16 protein-coding genes are annotated in these 15,598 nt (G+C 62.5%); 8 read left to right on the forward strand and 8 right to left on the reverse strand.

What is annotated here, in order from left to right; genetic code table 11:
- Window positions 1–10: 10 nt before the first annotated feature.
- Window positions 11–955, reverse strand: a complete 945-nt coding sequence (locus tag AMC99_RS11195) for an ABC transporter ATP-binding protein (RefSeq protein WP_061926580.1) — start codon at window positions 953–955, stop codon at window positions 11–13.
- Window positions 956–1,163: 208 nt separating this feature from the next.
- Here AMC99_RS11195 and AMC99_RS11200 point away from each other — a divergent pair, with 208 nt between their 5' ends.
- The 4 genes from AMC99_RS11200 (at window position 1,164) to AMC99_RS11215 (ending at window position 3,147) form a co-directional block, all read left to right on the forward strand.
- Window positions 1,164–1,667 carry a DUF4402 domain-containing protein gene (locus tag AMC99_RS11200; RefSeq protein ID WP_061926581.1) on the forward strand — a complete coding sequence of 168 codons (504 nt, stop codon included), beginning with the start codon at window positions 1,164–1,166 and terminating at the stop codon, window positions 1,665–1,667.
- A gap of 51 nt (window positions 1,668–1,718) precedes the next feature.
- Window positions 1,719–1,979 carry a zinc-finger domain-containing protein gene (locus AMC99_RS11205; protein ID WP_061926583.1) on the forward strand — a complete coding sequence of 87 codons (261 nt, stop codon included), beginning with the start codon at window positions 1,719–1,721 and terminating at the stop codon, window positions 1,977–1,979.
- A gap of 89 nt (window positions 1,980–2,068) precedes the next feature.
- Window positions 2,069–2,638 (forward strand): DUF4402 domain-containing protein, encoded by a 570-nt coding sequence (locus AMC99_RS11210; protein WP_198143523.1) that lies wholly within the window; start codon window positions 2,069–2,071, stop codon window positions 2,636–2,638.
- A 71-nt stretch (window positions 2,639–2,709) separates the two neighbouring features.
- Complete coding sequence (locus tag AMC99_RS11215) at window positions 2,710–3,147, forward strand: hypothetical protein (RefSeq protein ID WP_083440157.1); 438 nt, start codon at window positions 2,710–2,712, stop codon at window positions 3,145–3,147.
- A 51-nt stretch (window positions 3,148–3,198) separates the two neighbouring features.
- On the opposite strand, the gene AMC99_RS11220 is transcribed toward AMC99_RS11215, so the two are convergent.
- The 5 genes from AMC99_RS11220 to guaA are packed head-to-tail and all read right to left on the reverse strand — an operon-like array spanning window position 3,199 to window position 7,704.
- Window positions 3,199–4,173 carry an NAD(P)H-dependent flavin oxidoreductase gene (locus tag AMC99_RS11220; protein ID WP_061926588.1) on the reverse strand — a complete coding sequence of 325 codons (975 nt, stop codon included), beginning with the start codon at window positions 4,171–4,173 and terminating at the stop codon, window positions 3,199–3,201.
- On the reverse strand, window positions 4,170–4,850 hold the full coding sequence (locus AMC99_RS11225; RefSeq protein WP_061926590.1) for an endonuclease III domain-containing protein: 681 nt from the start codon (window positions 4,848–4,850) through the stop codon (window positions 4,170–4,172). Before AMC99_RS11225 ends, AMC99_RS11220 begins: the two co-directional genes overlap by 4 nt.
- A gap of 6 nt (window positions 4,851–4,856) precedes the next feature.
- Window positions 4,857–5,558 (reverse strand): endonuclease III domain-containing protein, encoded by a 702-nt coding sequence (locus tag AMC99_RS11230; protein ID WP_232301402.1) that lies wholly within the window; start codon window positions 5,556–5,558, stop codon window positions 4,857–4,859.
- 34 nt (window positions 5,559–5,592) lie between these two features.
- The gene (locus AMC99_RS11235; protein ID WP_061926594.1) at window positions 5,593–6,126 is read right to left on the reverse strand and encodes a hypothetical protein; all 534 of its coding nucleotides are present in this window, start codon (window positions 6,124–6,126) and stop codon (window positions 5,593–5,595) included.
- Between the two features lie 3 nt (window positions 6,127–6,129).
- Window positions 6,130–7,704 carry a glutamine-hydrolyzing GMP synthase gene (gene guaA / locus AMC99_RS11240; protein WP_061926596.1) on the reverse strand — a complete coding sequence of 525 codons (1,575 nt, stop codon included), beginning with the start codon at window positions 7,702–7,704 and terminating at the stop codon, window positions 6,130–6,132.
- 95 nt (window positions 7,705–7,799) lie between these two features.
- Between guaA and AMC99_RS11245 the strand changes: the two genes are divergently transcribed.
- Complete coding sequence (locus AMC99_RS11245) at window positions 7,800–9,029, forward strand: TCR/Tet family MFS transporter (RefSeq protein WP_061926598.1); 1,230 nt, start codon at window positions 7,800–7,802, stop codon at window positions 9,027–9,029.
- Between the two features lie 353 nt (window positions 9,030–9,382).
- Here the strand turns inward: AMC99_RS11245 and AMC99_RS11250 are convergent, their stop codons facing one another.
- Window positions 9,383–10,921 carry a class I adenylate-forming enzyme family protein gene (locus AMC99_RS11250; protein ID WP_061926600.1) on the reverse strand — a complete coding sequence of 513 codons (1,539 nt, stop codon included), beginning with the start codon at window positions 10,919–10,921 and terminating at the stop codon, window positions 9,383–9,385.
- Between the two features lie 77 nt (window positions 10,922–10,998).
- Between AMC99_RS11250 and AMC99_RS11255 the strand changes: the two genes are divergently transcribed.
- Window positions 10,999–11,820: a PIG-L family deacetylase gene (locus tag AMC99_RS11255; RefSeq protein ID WP_198143524.1), complete on the forward strand. Its 822-nt coding sequence runs from the start codon at window positions 10,999–11,001 to the stop codon at window positions 11,818–11,820.
- Here AMC99_RS11255 and AMC99_RS11260 read toward each other — a convergent pair.
- Complete coding sequence (locus tag AMC99_RS11260; RefSeq protein ID WP_061926604.1) at window positions 11,817–12,521, reverse strand: ZIP family metal transporter; 705 nt, start codon at window positions 12,519–12,521, stop codon at window positions 11,817–11,819. The two genes, AMC99_RS11255 and AMC99_RS11260, sit on opposite strands and share 4 nt — an antisense overlap.
- Before the next feature lie 120 nt (window positions 12,522–12,641).
- Between AMC99_RS11260 and gyrB the strand changes: the two genes are divergently transcribed.
- A complete protein-coding gene (gyrB, locus tag AMC99_RS11265) occupies window positions 12,642–15,185 on the forward strand; it encodes a DNA topoisomerase (ATP-hydrolyzing) subunit B (protein ID WP_083440234.1) in 2,544 nt (847 codons plus the stop codon).
- The gene (locus AMC99_RS11270; protein ID WP_061926606.1) at window positions 15,182–15,571 is read left to right on the forward strand and encodes a hypothetical protein; all 390 of its coding nucleotides are present in this window, start codon (window positions 15,182–15,184) and stop codon (window positions 15,569–15,571) included. The genes gyrB and AMC99_RS11270 overlap by 4 nt, the downstream gene beginning before the upstream one ends.
- Window positions 15,572–15,598 lie beyond the last annotated feature (27 nt).

Consider the following 15,598-nt stretch of genomic DNA (forward strand, 5'->3'; position numbering starts at 1 on the left):
CGGAGTGCGGCTATCCGGCTGCGGTCAGCTGGACGAACACGTCCTCCAGGTCGGCTTCCCGCGTGGTTACATCCTCGATCACGTAGCCATGCTCCTGCACCTTGGCGAGGACCTGCCCCGCGCTCGCGACATCCCTGTCGTAGGTGATTTCGAGCACGCGCGGATCGACCACGTCCGCCTTCACGAAACCTGGCTCCATGATCGGCCCTGCAATATCCTTGTCCACCGATACGCGCACGATCTTCTCGCGGGCCATGCCCACCAATTCGCGGGTCGGCTTGTGCGCGATCAGTTCGCCATGGTTGATGATGGCGATCTCGTCGCAGAGCTGCTCTGCTTCTTCGAGATAATGCGTGGTCAGAACCACGGTCACGCCCTCATCGTTGAGGCCGGTGACCAGTTCCCACAGCTGGCGCCTGAGTTCGACGTCGACACCTGCCGTGGGCTCGTCGAGCACGAGGATCGGCGGCGAATGGACCATTGCCTTGGCCACCAGCAGGCGGCGCTTCATCCCGCCCGAAAGCGTGCGGGCATAGGCGTCGCGCTTGTCGGCAAGGTGGACCGCCTCAAGCAGTTTCTCGCTGCGGCGCAGGTGTTTCGCAATGCCATAGAAACCGGCTTGGTTCTCGAGCACTTCGAACGGCGTGAAGAACGGGTCGAAGACGATTTCCTGCGGCACGATCCCGATCGCCCGCTTGGCATTGCGGCGGTGCTCGTCGATGTCGAAGCCCCAGATCTCTGCCGACCCGGAAGTCTTGGTGACGAGGCCCGCAAGAATGTTGATCAGCGTCGACTTGCCCGCGCCATTGGGTCCCAGCAGGCCGAAGATGCCGCCCTGCGGGACGTCGAAGCTGACGCCTTTCAGTGCCAACTTACCCTCGCCCCCGTCCGGTGCAGCATAGCGCTTGACGAGATCGCGGATCTGGATGGCTGGCGGGGCAGTGTCGTTAGGCATGCTCCTGCCCTAAGTCGGGCAAGGGGGCGCGGTAAAGCGATTATGTGAGAGGGCCCCAATTCCTAAAGCACGATTAACCATGAAATCTAACCCTGCTGGTAACTGTCGGCGTGGTAGTGGCCAAACCGTGGAATGGGCAAAATCTCCTCGCTTTGGCTGGGGCCGAATGGCGTGCGGGCGCGCACTGGCCGCGCTATGCCTTTGTGCAATGGCGCTTTTTCCCAATGCCGCCAGCGCGCAAAGCCAGACCAGCATGCAAGTTCGCACGGCAATCTTCGGCGATCTGAGCGTGACCAAGGTTAGCGACATGGATTTCGGCGATATTGCCGAAAATGGCGGCGGAACCATCGTCATGGTGCCGACACCCAATCCCAGCTGCAACGTGACAGGGGCAATCGTCCATACCGGGGCCTGCCAGCCGGCAGTATTCGGCGGTAGCGGCGATTTCGGCCGGATCGTGCGGATCAAGAAGCCGCCATCCGCCAAGCTGACCCTGACCGGCCCGGGCGCCGACATGGAAATCAGCGCGATGACGATCAACGGCAGCCCGGAGCTGACGCAAATTCAGCAGACCCCCGGCTACAGCCGCTTCATCATCAACTCGCCCAGCGGCATATTTACGTTCCGCGTCGGTGGCACGCTGACGGTGGGTGCGAACCAGACGCCGGGCACCTATACCGGCACGTTCCAGATCGATATTCAGTACAACTGACGCGATCTGGCGTTGCGCGCAGGCGCGAGTGGCGATAAGCGACTGCTCGCAATGAGTATCGCTCCGCCCGAAGTAACCCTCGTCGAAACCCGCCGTGTCAGCTGCGATGGCGCAGATGCGATTCGTGGCGGCGACCGGTTCAGGCCCAGCGCATTGGGCCACCCGCGCATTTACCTCGAAATCGACGAGCATGGATATGTCGATTGCGGTTATTGCGATCGCCGCTTCGTGCTGAAGGGCGGCCCGGCAGACGGCGTGGACCAGGCATCTTTGCCCGACATTTCCGAAGGCGCAGACCCCGGTCACCGCTGACGATTTGCCGCTAAGAGCGTTAGCGCGCCCTTAACCGAGAAACGAAACGCTAATTGCGCGGTTTGGCGATTATCACGCCGACCGTGATGATGAACCATGCATCCCTTTCCGGCACCTTTTTGAAGGTCGCCCGGCACCTGGCCAAAGCGGTCGCCTGCCTGTCGGCAGGTGTCGCCGCACCGGCGATGGCGCAGGGTGCAGCCACATCTGATGCGCGGGTCGAATTGCTCGAGCCGATCGATCTGGAGAAGATCCAGGACCTCGATTTCGGGCCGATGGTGCCGAGCGGGGCGGGCGGCGTGGTTACCATCAACCCCTCGACAGGAGCGGTCACAACGGTCGGCAACGTCGTCATTGTCGGATCTTCGCAGAAACGTGCGCTGTTCAACGTCCACGCCCCGATCGGCGTGGTGATGATAATGTCCGGCGACCCTACGGTGACACTGACGCGCCAGAGCGGGACGGAAACGATGACCGCGACGCTCAACTACGTTCATGGCAACGGGCTGGCGATCACCAATGTCTTCGGCCTGCCGATCGGCCTGATCGCAACCGGCACGACCCAGGAAATCTGGACCGGCGGGGCGCTGACGGTCAGTGGCACGCAGGCAGAGGGCGTCTATGTAGGCACCTTCAATCTGGACGTCGCCTTCCTCTGAGGTTTCCCAGATCGTGTCATGCCGGGTTCAGCCGGGGCTGCTATGATATTTCGCAGATCCTGGAGACTGTCATGACTCGAATCGCGAAAATCACCGCACTCGCACTTGGCGGAGCGCTCGCACTGTCGGCCATGCCGGCAGCGGCGGAAGAACCCGTCGAGAAACCGGAGCCGACCAAGGGCGAACAGCAACTCGCCAAGCTGCTTGAAGGCCGCGTTGCCGGCGAACCTGAGCGCTGCATCCCGGCACGGTTCAACGAAGCGATGCAGGTCATCGACGAAACCGCGCTGGTCTATGGCCGCGGCAAGACGATCTGGGTCAACATCCCGCGATATCCGCAGGGGCTCGACGATCGCGATACGCTCGTAATCAAGCGTTGGGGCACCCAGATCTGCCGCCTCGACAGCGTGACGATGATGGACCCGTCGAGCAAGATGACGACCGGCGCCATCTTCCTCGGCGATTTCGTGCCCTATACCCGTGTCGAAGCCGACAAGTCGGACGGCTGAGCCGGGAGGGGGAAGCCCCCCGGCCCGATAACCAGATGCGCGCGCTAACCGTCAGGCGGCCTGCATCGCGTTCATGCGGGCAAGAATGTCTTCGGCCTGCTTCATGATGCGATCCATCAGTTCCTGGCAGGTCGGGATATCATAGATCAGGCCGGCGACCATGCCGCACGACCATGCGCCAGCGTCCATTTCGCCTTCCATCATGATCTTGGGATAGACGCCTGCGACCTCTTCGATGATGTCTTCGAACTTGAGGTCGTCGCCGAGGCGCTTTTCCTTTTCGAGCAGGCGTTCGACCGCTTCATTGGTCATCACCCGTTCGGTGTTTCGGAGCGGGCGCATGACCAGTCGCGTATCGAGTTCGCTCGCGGCAACGATCGCCTGCTTTACGTTTTCATGCACCGGCGCTTCCTTGGTCGCGATGAAGCGCGTGCCCATGTTCATGCCTTCTGCACCCATGGCGAGGCTGGCGACGAGGCTGCGCCCGTCGGCCATACCGCCCGAGGATACGAACGGAATTTCAAGCTCGTCTGCAGCGCGGGGAAGCAGGATGAAGTTCGGCACGTCGTCCTCGCCCGGATGGCCGCCGCACTCGAAACCATCGACCGAAACCGCATCGCAGCCGATCGACTGGGCTTTGAGCGCATGCCGCACGCTGGTGCATTTGTGGATGACCTTGACCCCTGCATCCTTGAAGAAGGGGAGCACCTGCGCCGGGTTGTTGCCCGCGGTCTCCACCGCCTTCACCCCGCCGTCGATGATCGCTTTCACGAGACCGGGATAGTCCGGCGCGTTGACGGTCGGCAGGAAGGTCAGGTTCACGCCGAACGGCTTGTCGGTCATGTCCTTGCAGCGAGCGATTTCGTTCGCGAGTTTTTCGGGCGTGCCCTGTGTCAGGCCGGTGATGATTCCCAGGCCGCCTGCATTGGACACCGCAGCCGCCATTTCGGCGAAACCGACAAAGTGCATCCCGCCCTGGATAATGGGGTGCTGGATGCCGAACATTTCGGTGATCTTGGTCTTCATGATGCCTCTCCCTGTTCCCTCGTCCCATGCCTTGCGTACCAGAGGCACAACCGGCTGACGGGACATTTTTCGCATTTGGGCGCGCGGCTGGTGCACACCCGCTTGCCGAACTGAATGAGCCAGAAATGCCCGTCTCGCAAGGCCCAGTCGGGCGCCCTCGCTTCAAGCTGCGATGCCGTAACGTCAGCGGTTTTCGCTTTGGCAAGGCCGATGCGGTTGCACACGCGATGGACATGCGTGTCGACCGCGATCACGTCTGCGCCGAAGGTGAAACTGAGCACGATGTCGGCGCATTTGCGACCGATTCCCGGAAGCGCCATCAGCCCTTCTCGGGTCTCGGGCACGCGCCCGCCATGTGCCGCAATCAGCGTTTCGCAAAAAGCGCGAATGTTGCGCGTCTTCATGTTGTAGAGGCCGCACGGCTTGATCGCCGCGGCAATGTCCTCGTCAGCCAGCTCCAGCATGGCTTCGGGTGTCGTCGCCAAGGCGAACAACGCACGGGCGGCCGTGGCCGTATTGCGGTCGAGCGACTGGGCCGAAAGCATGCAGGAGATGCAGGAGCGGAATGCATCGGGCTGGCCCTTGGGCCCCTTGGCGGTGCGCGTGCGCCCGGGCATCGCCTCGCTCAATATGCGGAAGACTTCTTCGACTTCGGTCCGATCCAGCAAATCTGCCATGCACGATCAGCGTTCGGCCACGGCCGCGGTTCCGGTTCTGCAATCACGAAGCACCGGGCAACCCTCGCATTGCGGAGCGCGCGGACGGCAATAATTCTGCCCCAGCTTCTTCAGCAGCAAGTGATGCTCGTCCATCACCGCAGCGGTCCATTCTTCCGGAACGACCGGCATCAGGGCGTCAAAGGTTCGCGCCGTATCGGCCCTGGCAGGCACGATCCCCATCCGCTGCATGATCCGGCGATGATGGCCGTCGATGACCATTGCGCGCCGGTCGAAGATCGAGACATTCATCACGCCCGCCGCGATCTTGCGTCCGACCCCCGGCAATGATTCGAGCCACGCCATCGCGGCATCGGTCGGCAGGTTGGAAAGGTGGCGCAAATCTGCCGCGCCTCGCTGGGCGATGATTTCGCTGAGACAGGCTTTCAGGCGCCTGGCGGACTGTTCGGGGAAGCTGGCGGTCTGAAGCATCCCGGCCAGCTCGCCCACATCGGCAGCCGCCACTCCCTCCCATGATCCATGGCGCGCAAGCAAGGCATCGGTGTTGGCGTTGGACAGCGCGCTCTTGGTCTGTGCGCCGATCACGCCCTGGACCAGCACCCACATGGGATCGCGCTGGTAGGCGGGACGCGGCTCGATATGGCCGAAGCGTTCGACCAGTGCATCCTGCGTACGGCGCAGGATCTCCGTTCTAGGATCAGATCCCAAGTCTAACTGCATGCCGTGCCGGTGACCAACTTGCCTATCGGGCCGGCCTGATACCCAGCACGATCCGCTTCAGTCGAGATGGGATAGGAGGCGGTTTGCCACCAACTGCAATGTCGCCGGGATTTACGGACCAGCTCGTCCTGCCCGAAAGACCGGTGTCGGCGAACAGGTGATGATTGCCCGCTCTGATCGCATTGATTGCTGCCTGGGCGGACTGTGCCACCAATTCGCGATCATCCTCCAATGCCTTCCCAAGCCGCTCCAACGCCCGCTTTTCAAGCGAGTATGCGAGGAGCCCACAAGCCCTGTACCGCACCATGTAGGAACGATCGTTCAAAGCTGTCAGGCCCAGATCGACCGCTGGCTCTGAAACACGAGCGTAGCGCGTGGCGTAGTAAACCAGCGCGGCCCGTCCCTGCCATGTCCGAAATTCAGGATAGGCTGCCGATAGATACGGAACGATTGCGAAGCCGAGCGGTCGCAGCTGCGCCCAGGCAGCGTCCTGATCCTCGGCACCGGTGACGTCGAGCCGAGCGACAGCTTTCGCGATCTGCTCGTCCCGCGTCACCCGTCACTCCCACTCGATCGTGCCGGGCGGCTTCGAGGTGTAGTCATAGACGACGCGGTTCACGCCCTGCACTTCATTGACGATGCGGGTCGCACAACCGGTAAGGAATGCGGCGTCGAACGGATAGACGTCGGCCGTCATGCCATCGGTGCTGGTCACGGCACGCAGGCCGCAAACACTGTCGTAAGTGCGATAGTCGCCCATCACGCCGACGGTCTTGACCGGGAGCAGCACGGCGAAGGCCTGCCAGATCGCGTCATACAGCCCGGCCTTGCGGATTTCGTCGAGATAGATCGCGTCCGCCTTGCGCAGGATATCGCAGCGATCCTTCGTGACCTCGCCCGGGATACGGATCGCAAGACCCGGTCCGGGGAAGGGATGGCGACCGACGAAGATGTCCGGCAGTCCCAGTTCGCGGCCGAGTTCGCGGACCTCGTCCTTGAACAGTTCGCGAAGCGGTTCGACCAGCTTCATGTTCATGCGTTCGGGCAGGCCGCCGACATTGTGGTGGCTCTTGATCGTGACCGAGGGCCCGCCGGTGAACGACACACTCTCGATCACGTCGGGATAGAGCGTACCCTGTGCGAGGAAATCCGCACCGCCCAGCTTGTTCGCTTCTTCCTCGAACACGTTGATGAATTCGGCGCCGATGAACTTGCGCTTCTTTTCCGGGTCGCTGACGCCTTCGAGGCCCGCCATGAAGCGCTCCTCTGCATCCACCACCACCAGCGGAATATTGTAGTGATCGCGGAACATGGTCTCGACCTGCTCGCGTTCGTTGAGGCGCAGCAGACCGTGATCGACGAAGACGCAGGTCAGCTGGTCGCCGATCGCTTCGTGGATCAGGATAGCAGCGACCGAACTGTCGACGCCGCCCGACAGGCCGCAGATGACCCGCTTGTCGCCGACCTGTTCGCGGATTTCGCGAACCTTGGTTTCGCGATAGGCCGCCATCGTCCAGTCGCCTGCAAGACCGCAGACCTTGTGCACGAAATTGGCGAGCAGCTTTCCGCCGTCGGGCGTGTGCACGACCTCTGGGTGGAACTGGGTGCCATAGAACTTGCGTTCTTCGTCGGCGATCACCGCAAAAGGCGCGCCATCCGAAATCGCGACGATTTCGAAGCCGGGGGCAAAGCGCGTGACCTTGTCGCCATGGCTCATCCAGACCTGGTGACGCTCGCCAACGTTCCAGAGCCCGTCGAACAGCGCGCAATCCTTCGTCACGGTGAGGTAGGCGCGGCCGAATTCGCCGCCGTCACCGACTTCGTGCCCGGGCCGCACTTCGCCGCCGAGCTGGTGGCTCATGACCTGCTGGCCATAACAGATGCCGAGAATGGGCACGCCCGCCTCGAACAGCATCATTGGCGCGCGAGGGCTTCCTTCTTCCGGCACGCCTGCGGGAGATCCCGACAGGATTATGCCCTTCGGCTTCATCCGGTGGAAGGCCTCTTCCGCCTGCGTGAATGGCGCGATTTCGGAATAGACCCCTGCTTCGCGCACGCGGCGCGCGATCAGCTGGGTAACCTGGCTGCCGAAATCGACGATAAGGATGGAATCGGGGAGATGCGCTTCGTCCATGCGCTTCCCGTTAGGTGGATGCCATTTTCCTGTCCAGCGCGAGCAGCGCGTGATACCACACCAATCGAGCGTCAGATCGGGAAGGGAACGCGAAAGTGCAACGCACGACCTCGGTCGCCTTCGTCTTCACGCTCGTCCTGCTCGACATGATCGGTTTCGGCATCATCATGCCGGTGCTGCCCCAGCTCATCATGGAACTGGGCCAGCTGACGATCGACGATGCCGCGCTGTGGGCGGGCTGGCTGGGCGCAGGCTATGCCGCGATGCAGTTCGTCTTCGCGCCCATCCTCGGCAATCTGTCGGACCGCTTCGGCAGGCGCCCCGTGCTCCTCGCATCGGTCCTCGCATTCGGCGTCGACTATTTGCTGATGGGTTTCGCGCCCAGCCTGTGGTGGCTGGTCGCCGGCCGCTTCGTGGCCGGGATCACCGGGGCAAGTTTCTCCGCCGCCTATGCCTATCTCGCCGACATTACCCCGCCCGAAAAGCGCGCGCAGAGCTTTGGCCTGATGGGCATGGCCTTCGGGTTCGGCTTCATCCTCGGCCCGGCAATCGGCGGTTTCTTGGGAGAGATTGGCCCGCGCGTCCCCTTCTTTGCGGCAGCCGCCTGCGCGCTCGCCAATTTCGCATTCGGCTTCTTCTTCCTGAAGGAGAGTCTCGATCCGGAGAACCGGCGCCCGTTCCGGCTGGCAAGCGCCAACGCGTTCTCCTCGCTCAAGGAACTGGCGAAGCAGAACCGCACTGTCCTGTGGTTCGTCGCAGCGCTGGCGATGTGGCAGCTATCGCATCTCGTCTATCCCGCCGTCTGGACCTATTTCGCGATCGCAGCCTATGGGTGGAGCGAATGGCAGATCGGCCTGTCGCTGATGGTCGTGGGGATCGGCAGCGCGCTGGTGCAGGGATTCGGCATCAGGCTGATCCTGCCGCGGCTTGGCGAGACGAAGGCCGTGGTACTGGGCATCGGCACGGTCTGCAGCGTCAGCGTGATCTATGCTTTCGTGCGGACCGACTGGATCATCTATGTGACGCTGCTGGTCGGCGGCCTCCAGGGCCTCGTGATGCCATCCATCAATTCTCTCAACAGCAGGGCGGTGGACGCGCGCAGCCAGGGCGAACTGCAAGGCGCAACCCAGGCGGTCGGAAGCATTTCCGCGATCGTCGGCCCGCCGCTCTACACCATTGTTTTTGCGCATTTCGTCGCGAGCGATGCGCCGGTCATCTTCCCGGGCATGCCGTTGCTGCTATCGGCAGGGCTGGCCCTGATGACGCTGGCTCTCTTCCTCTATGCTCGCTTGCGTTTGCCGCCAGCCGAAACCGCCAACGCCTGAGCCAGTTGCGTAAAACGCAACATCTTTGACCAGAATCGCATTTGTGTTCAATCGCGTGAAACATTATTACGCATGCAACGCCGCAGTACGGGGTATCCTCTCCCACCCCTGCTGCGGCATCCCGGGTCCGGCGCTGCGTCCCTCTCCCTTTTCTCAGCAGCCCAGACCCGCCTAATCACTTGCCGTGATCGCTCGGTGCGATCTGGATGCGGAAGCGGAACCGGGCGTTCCGCCACCCGGTCCATCCCTTTGCGGCGAGACGCTAGGCAGCGAAAGAGACGCGGCCGCCACACAGTCCTCCCCCCAATAACGTCTGGCGGCTGCGTCTCGATTGCGCGGCCAAGGCGAAAGCGTCAGGCGACCTCGCCCAGTTCCGCCGCCATTTCGCGCAGATCCGACTTCAGCAGCTTGCCGATATGGCTGCGCGGCATTTCGTCGATGGCGTGGAGCATTGCCAAGCGCTGTGTCTTGCCGAGCCGGGAATTGACCGCCTCCATGATGGCGGCAGGATCGTGCCCATCCCCTTCAAGCCGGACGAAACCGACCGGAGTTTCGCCCCATTTGCGCGATGGCATGCCGATCACGGCAGCCTCTGCCACGCCCTCTTCCTTGAGCAATTCGTTCTCGAGATCGACCGGATAGATATTGAACCCGCCCGAAATGATCATGTCCTTGGCGCGGCCTACCAGTTCGACGAAGCCGTCTTCATCGACGCGGCCGATATCGCCCATGCGCTGCCAGACATCGCCGGTTTCAGGATCGGTCCAATAGCCTTCACGCGTCTTGTCGGGCTGGTTCTTGTAACCGGCCATCATGGTTTGCGAACGACCGATCAGATTGCCCGGCGTACCCGGCGCCACGGGGCGATCTTCGTCGTCGAGCACTTTGAGCTCGCTACCCGGAGCAGGTCGCCCGACCGTGTGCAGCTTGTCAGGAAATTCGTGGCAGGACAGCAGGCAGACGACGCCGCCTTCGGTCATCGAATAGATTTCGGTCAGCCCGCCCGGCATCCGGTCGAGCACTTCCCGCTTCAGTTCGGCAGGAAACGGCGCGCTGGTGCAATATTTGAGCGCGATCGACGACAGGTCGTATTTGTCGAAATCGGGATAATCCATCAGGCGCTGGTATTGCACCGGCACCAGCATGGTCGTGACCGTACGGTCCGACTGCGCGAATTCGAGCCAGCGACCGCAATCGAACTTGCCCATCACACGCACTGTTCCACCAGCCAGCAACGGCGGCAGGAAAGCAACCATCGTCGTGTTCGAATAGAGCGGCGTGGAAGCAAGCGAGCGCACCTCCAGTTCCGCCCCTACGTAGCTTGCTGCGGTCGTCGCGAACTGGCGCCAGCGCATCTGGTGCGAATGGACGATGCCTTTCGGGACACCCGTGGTGCCCGACGAATAGATGATGTTGAAGTGATCGCTCTTGGCCGGTTCGAACGGCGGGGCTTTCGTCCCTTCTGCAGCCATCCAGCTGTCGATATCTTCCAGCGCGACATGGTCGAGGCCGGGCATGAAGTCATCGCCCAGCTCGGCGCGCTTGCCTGCATCGATGAAGAGATGCTTCGCCCCGCTGTCACCCGCCATGCCTTCGAGCTGTTCGCGGCTCGCGCTGGTCGTCAGCGGTGCTGCGACACCCCCTGCCCTCACTGCGGCGAGGAAGACCAATGCATAATTGATCGAGCTGGTGCCGAGGATCGCGACCGACTGGCCATGCTGGAGGCCCGTCTCGACCAGGCGCGCGGCCAGCCGCTCTATCCGGTCGGTCATCTCGCCCCAGGTCAATTCGCCGTTTTCATCGCGCAGTGCGATCTTGTCCGGTTGCAAGGCGCCCCATTCGGAAATGATCGCCGGGAAGGAGCCATACCCTTCCTGAAGTTTATCCAGCATCGACAATGAACTCTCCCGCTCTTTACGTTTGCGCGGCGACTATGCAGGGTCGCGAGCCAAAGCCAAGGGGAATGCGAATGAAACGGGCACTTTTAGCGGTAGGCACGGCAATTTTCTGTCTCTCGGCCCCTGCAGCCGCATTGCAGGAAGGGCCCGATCCGGCCCCGGCTCCGGCTGAACCCAATGCGCTGGTTATCTTCGCCCACCCCGATGACGAGGTGACCATCGGTCCCCTGCTCGCCCGCATCACCCGTGGCGGAGGGCAGGTTACGATCGTCTATGCCACCAGTGGCGACCAGGGCCCCGGCGTCAGCGGAATGGAAAAGGGCGATGCACTGGCAAAGGTGAGGGAAGGCGAAGCGCGCTGCACCGCCACTGCGCTCGGTGCGGGCGAACCTGTCTTCCTGCGCCTGGGTGACGGGACCTTGGCAAGCGACGCCCATTTCCCCGATAGTGCCGCCAGCAAACTGCTCGTGAAAATTCGCGCCCTCGTCGCAGACCACACCCCCGATGTGATCCTGACGTGGGGGCCTGATGGCGGCTATGGCCATCCCGATCACCGCATGGTCAGCGCATTGGTGACGCAGCATGTCCAGATGATGCAGGAAGGCCGGCCATCGCTGTTCTATCCCGCGATCCGCAACGGCACGTTACCGCCCGTTCCCGAACTGCAGCGCTGGGAGACGACTGCGCCCGACCTTGTGTCGACCCATGTCGATTATACAGCAGAAGACCTGTCGGCAGCCGCCAAGGCCCTCGACTGCCATCGAACGCAATTCGACGAGGAAACGCGCAAAGGCCTCATCCCCCTGTTCGACCAGTCGATCTGGCAGGGTGAGATCCACCTGAAGCACGGCTATCCCGAACCTGTCGTTCCACCTGAAACAGCAGAGGACTAGACCGCGCCGAGATCGCCAAGGACGAAAGCGAGGATCACGCCAAGCGCGGTGGCGATCCCGGCCCAGTGCCGATCTTCCTTATAGGCTTGCGGGAAGACTTCGGTGGCAAGGCTCGCCACCACTGCGCCGGCAGCGAAGCAGCGGATGATCGCCAGCCATTCCTCGCCGACACCGGCAAGCGCGATATTGCCGATGATCGCTGCTGCCGAGAGCAGTGCGGCAGTTGCCGCCCACATCAGCATGACCTTGCCCTTCGAATGCCCGTCGCCGGACATTGCCCTTGCGCCGCCAGCTGCCTCGGGCAGGTTCGACAGCAGGATCGAGCCTGCGAGTGCCGCCACTTCCAATGGCCCCGCCCCGATCAGCGCCACGCCCAGCGCAAGGTTTTCCGGAATACCGTCGAGCGTGATGGCAGCGAGCAGCCCGCCACCCGATTCCCCGCCCCATTTCTCGTCGATCAGGTAATCGACCACGGCAAAGACAATTGCACCGGCGGCAACGCCCAGCATGGCGTGGAACACGCTGCTCTTTTCGATCGAGGGTTCGATAAGTTCGCTGACCACCGATAGCAGCAAGGCCCCGCCGGCAAGCGCGATCAGGAAGCCCTCGGTGCGTTTCGACAGCGTGCCGTAGATGCCCCAGGCGGCGCCCACCAACAGGGCGCCCGACACCACCGCAACGACGATCAGGGTCATAGTCATGCCGCCCAAACGCGCAGGGCCGCCAAGTGGTTGCAGGCGAGACGATTTTGGCCGTGGAAAAGCATGGCCTGATGGGCCGAAAAGCTTGGGATTCGCCCCTCTCGCGCCTATATGATGGGCATGTCAGAAAACACCCCTACTACAGCTGAAAATTCACCCGAGCCGCGCCGTCAGGGCGGCGAATATGGCGCCGATTCCATCAAGGTTCTCAAGGGCCTGGACGCCGTGCGCAAGCGCCCCGGCATGTATATCGGCGATACCGACGACGGGTCGGGCCTGCACCACATGGTGTTCGAAGTTTCGGACAATGCCATCGACGAGGCATTGGCGGGGCACTGCGACCTCGTCCTGATCGAGCTCAATCCGGACGGATCGGTTTCCGTGGAGGATAACGGTCGCGGCATCCCGGTCGACATGCACAAGGAAGAAGGCGTGTCGGCGGCAGAGGTCATCATGACCCAGCTGCACGCGGGCGGTAAGTTCGAAAACACCAGCGACGACAATGCCTACAAGGTTTCAGGCGGCCTCCACGGTGTGGGCGTTTCGGTCGTGAATGCGCTGTCGGAATGGCTCGAACTGGTGATCTGGCGCGATGGCAAGGAACACTGGATGCGCTTCGAACACGGCGATGCCGTGAACAGCCTCGAGGTGCGCGGCGATGCACCGGCGGTTGCCAGCAATGGCGACGAAAACGGATTGAAGAAGGGGACGCGCGTCACCTTCAAGGCGTCGCACGACACGTTCAAGAATGTCACCGAATTCGATTTCGACAAGCTGGAGCATCGCTATCGCGAGCTGGCCTTCCTCAATTCGGGGGTCCGGATTCTGCTGCGCGACCTGCGCCACGAAGAACCGCTGGAACACGACCTGTTCTACGAAGGCGGCATTGGGGCGTTCGTCAAATATCTCGACCGCAACAAGCAGCCGCTGATCGGCGAACCGATCGCGGTGTCGGCGGAGAAGGAAGGCATCGGGATCGACGTCGCCCTGCAGTGGAACGACAGCTATTACGAAAACGTCCTCACCTTCACCAACAACATCCCGCAGCGCGATGGCGGCACGCACCTTGCGGCCTTCCGCGCGGCGCTGACCCGCACGCTCAACAATTACGCGGCGAGTTCTGGCCTGCTGAAGAAGGAAAAGGTTTCGCTTTCGGGCGAAGACATGCGCGAAGGCCTGACCGCCATCGTGTCGGTCAAGTTGCCCGATCCGAAGTTCTCCAGCCAGACCAAGGACAAGCTGGTCTCCTCCGAAGTCCGCCAGCCGCTGGAAAGCCTGATGGGCGAAAAGATGACCGAGTGGCTGGAAGAGAATCCCAACGACGCCAAGGCGATCGTCCAGAAGATCATCGACGCTGCCGCTGCACGCGAAGCTGCCCGCCGGGCTCGTGAAATGAGCCGCAAGGGCGCGATGAGCGTCGCCAGCCTGCCGGGCAAGCTTGCCGACTGCCAGGAGCGCGATGCGTCCAAGTCTGAACTGTTTCTGGTCGAGGGTGATTCCGCAGGCGGTTCGGCCAAGCAGGGCCGCGACCGCAAGACTCAGGCGATCCTGCCGCTGAAGGGCAAGATCCTCAATGTCGAGCGCGCCCGCTTCGACCGGATCATTTCGTCGAAGGAAGTCGGCACGCTGATCCAGGCGATGGGCACCGGCATTCGCGACGAATTCAACCTCGACAAGCTGCGCTATCACAAGATCGTGATCATGACCGACGCCGACGTCGACGGTGCGCATATCCGCACGCTGCTGCTCACATTCTTCCATCGCCAGATGCCTGACATCGTGAAGGCTGGGCACCTCTTCATCGCGCAGCCGCCGCTCTACAAGGTCGCTAAGGGCCGCAGCGAGGTCTATCTGAAGGACCAGGCGGCGCTCGACCGTTACCTCGTCGATGCCGGCTTGCAGGGCCGCATCCTCGAAACCGATGGCGGCGCCCGCTCGGGCGAAGACCTGCGCGTGCTCGTCGAACATGCCCTGCGGCTGCGCAGCCTGCTCGGCTTCGTGCCGCGCCGCTACGACAGTGCGATCATCGAACAGATGGCGCTGTCGGGTGCGCTCGATCCCTCGCTCGACAGTGCGACCCGCGAACAGGCGCTGCAGCTTGCCGCACAGCGCATGGAGCAGGCTGATGACGAAGCGAAATGGACAGCTTCGATCCGCGAGGATGGTACCGTCCGCTTTGAACGGTTGTGGCGCGGCGTGACCGACGTCCACGACATCGAAGGACGTTTCCTTTCGAGCACCGAAGCGCACAAGCTGCACGGTCTCGCCGGTCAGCAGGCCGAAGCCTATGCGAAGCCTGCCCAGCTGGTGAAATCGAGCGCAGCCGATGCCGACGCCGTCCCGTCCGACGATACGGAAGAGGACGACGCACCGATCGCAGCCACGGGCGAGGCGATCTCGCGGCCTACCGAACTGCTCGATGCGATCATGACAGCCGGCCGCAAGGGCCTTTCGATCCAGCGCTACAAGGGCCTGGGCGAAATGAATGCGGAACAGCTGTGGGAGACCACGCTCGACCCAGAAAATCGCGCATTGCTGCAGGTGAAGGTCGAAGACGCCGACGTGACCGACGAGATCTTCACCCGCCTGATGGGCGACGTGGTCGAACCGCGCCGCGAATTCATTCAGGACAACGCGTTGAACGTCGCGAATCTCGACGTGTGATCCAGCTGGCTGCCCAGGGCGCGATCCTGATCGCGGCCGGGTGGCTGGTCTTTGCCGCGCTCGTCATGACGGCTTCGCCGGAAACGGCGCGGCGCTCTCTCGCTGCAATGGGAAGCACGCCCGCCATACAGTTCGGCGAGCATATCCCGCGAGCCATCGTCGGGATCGCTCTCATCCTCAGGGCCGCCCAATCGAAAGCGCCGCTGCTGTTCGAGATCGGCGGCTGGTTCATCCTCGCCAGCTCAATCCTGATCTTGCTGGCACCGCGAAAATGGCACAATGCCTATGCCGTGTGGTGGGCCGAACGCATTCCGGCAATCGCCTTTCGCCTCCTCAGCCTGCCGACGATCGGCGCGGCAGCCTGGCTAGCCTGGGCGTGCCTTTAGGGCGCGTTTAATCTCGCCATCTTGAGT

This window comes from Altererythrobacter epoxidivorans, assembly GCF_001281485.1.
GTDB lineage: Bacteria > Pseudomonadota > Alphaproteobacteria > Sphingomonadales > Sphingomonadaceae > Erythrobacter > Erythrobacter epoxidivorans.

Excerpts from the sequence above, each read along its gene's own strand:
- AMC99_RS11220 (WP_061926588.1), bottom strand. The coding sequence starts at position 4,173 with ATGAAGACCAAGATCACCGAAATGTTCGGCATCCAGCACCCCATTATC.
- AMC99_RS11225 (WP_061926590.1), bottom strand. The coding sequence starts at position 4,850 with ATGGCAGATTTGCTGGATCGGACCGAAGTCGAAGAAGTCTTCCGCATA.
- AMC99_RS11200 (WP_061926581.1), top strand. The coding sequence starts at position 1,164 with ATGGCGCTTTTTCCCAATGCCGCCAGCGCGCAAAGCCAGACCAGCATG.
- guaA (WP_061926596.1), bottom strand. The coding sequence starts at position 7,704 with ATGGACGAAGCGCATCTCCCCGATTCCATCCTTATCGTCGATTTCGGC.
- AMC99_RS11250 (WP_061926600.1), bottom strand. The coding sequence starts at position 10,921 with ATGCTGGATAAACTTCAGGAAGGGTATGGCTCCTTCCCGGCGATCATT.
- AMC99_RS11210 (WP_198143523.1), top strand. The coding sequence starts at position 2,069 with ATGAACCATGCATCCCTTTCCGGCACCTTTTTGAAGGTCGCCCGGCAC.
- gyrB (WP_083440234.1), top strand. The coding sequence starts at position 12,642 with ATGTCAGAAAACACCCCTACTACAGCTGAAAATTCACCCGAGCCGCGC.
- AMC99_RS11255 (WP_198143524.1), top strand. The coding sequence starts at position 10,999 with ATGAAACGGGCACTTTTAGCGGTAGGCACGGCAATTTTCTGTCTCTCG.
- AMC99_RS11195 (WP_061926580.1), bottom strand. The coding sequence starts at position 955 with ATGCCTAACGACACTGCCCCGCCAGCCATCCAGATCCGCGATCTCGTC.
- AMC99_RS11215 (WP_083440157.1), top strand. The coding sequence starts at position 2,710 with ATGACTCGAATCGCGAAAATCACCGCACTCGCACTTGGCGGAGCGCTC.
- AMC99_RS11260 (WP_061926604.1), bottom strand. The coding sequence starts at position 12,521 with ATGACTATGACCCTGATCGTCGTTGCGGTGGTGTCGGGCGCCCTGTTG.
- AMC99_RS11205 (WP_061926583.1), top strand. The coding sequence starts at position 1,719 with ATGAGTATCGCTCCGCCCGAAGTAACCCTCGTCGAAACCCGCCGTGTC.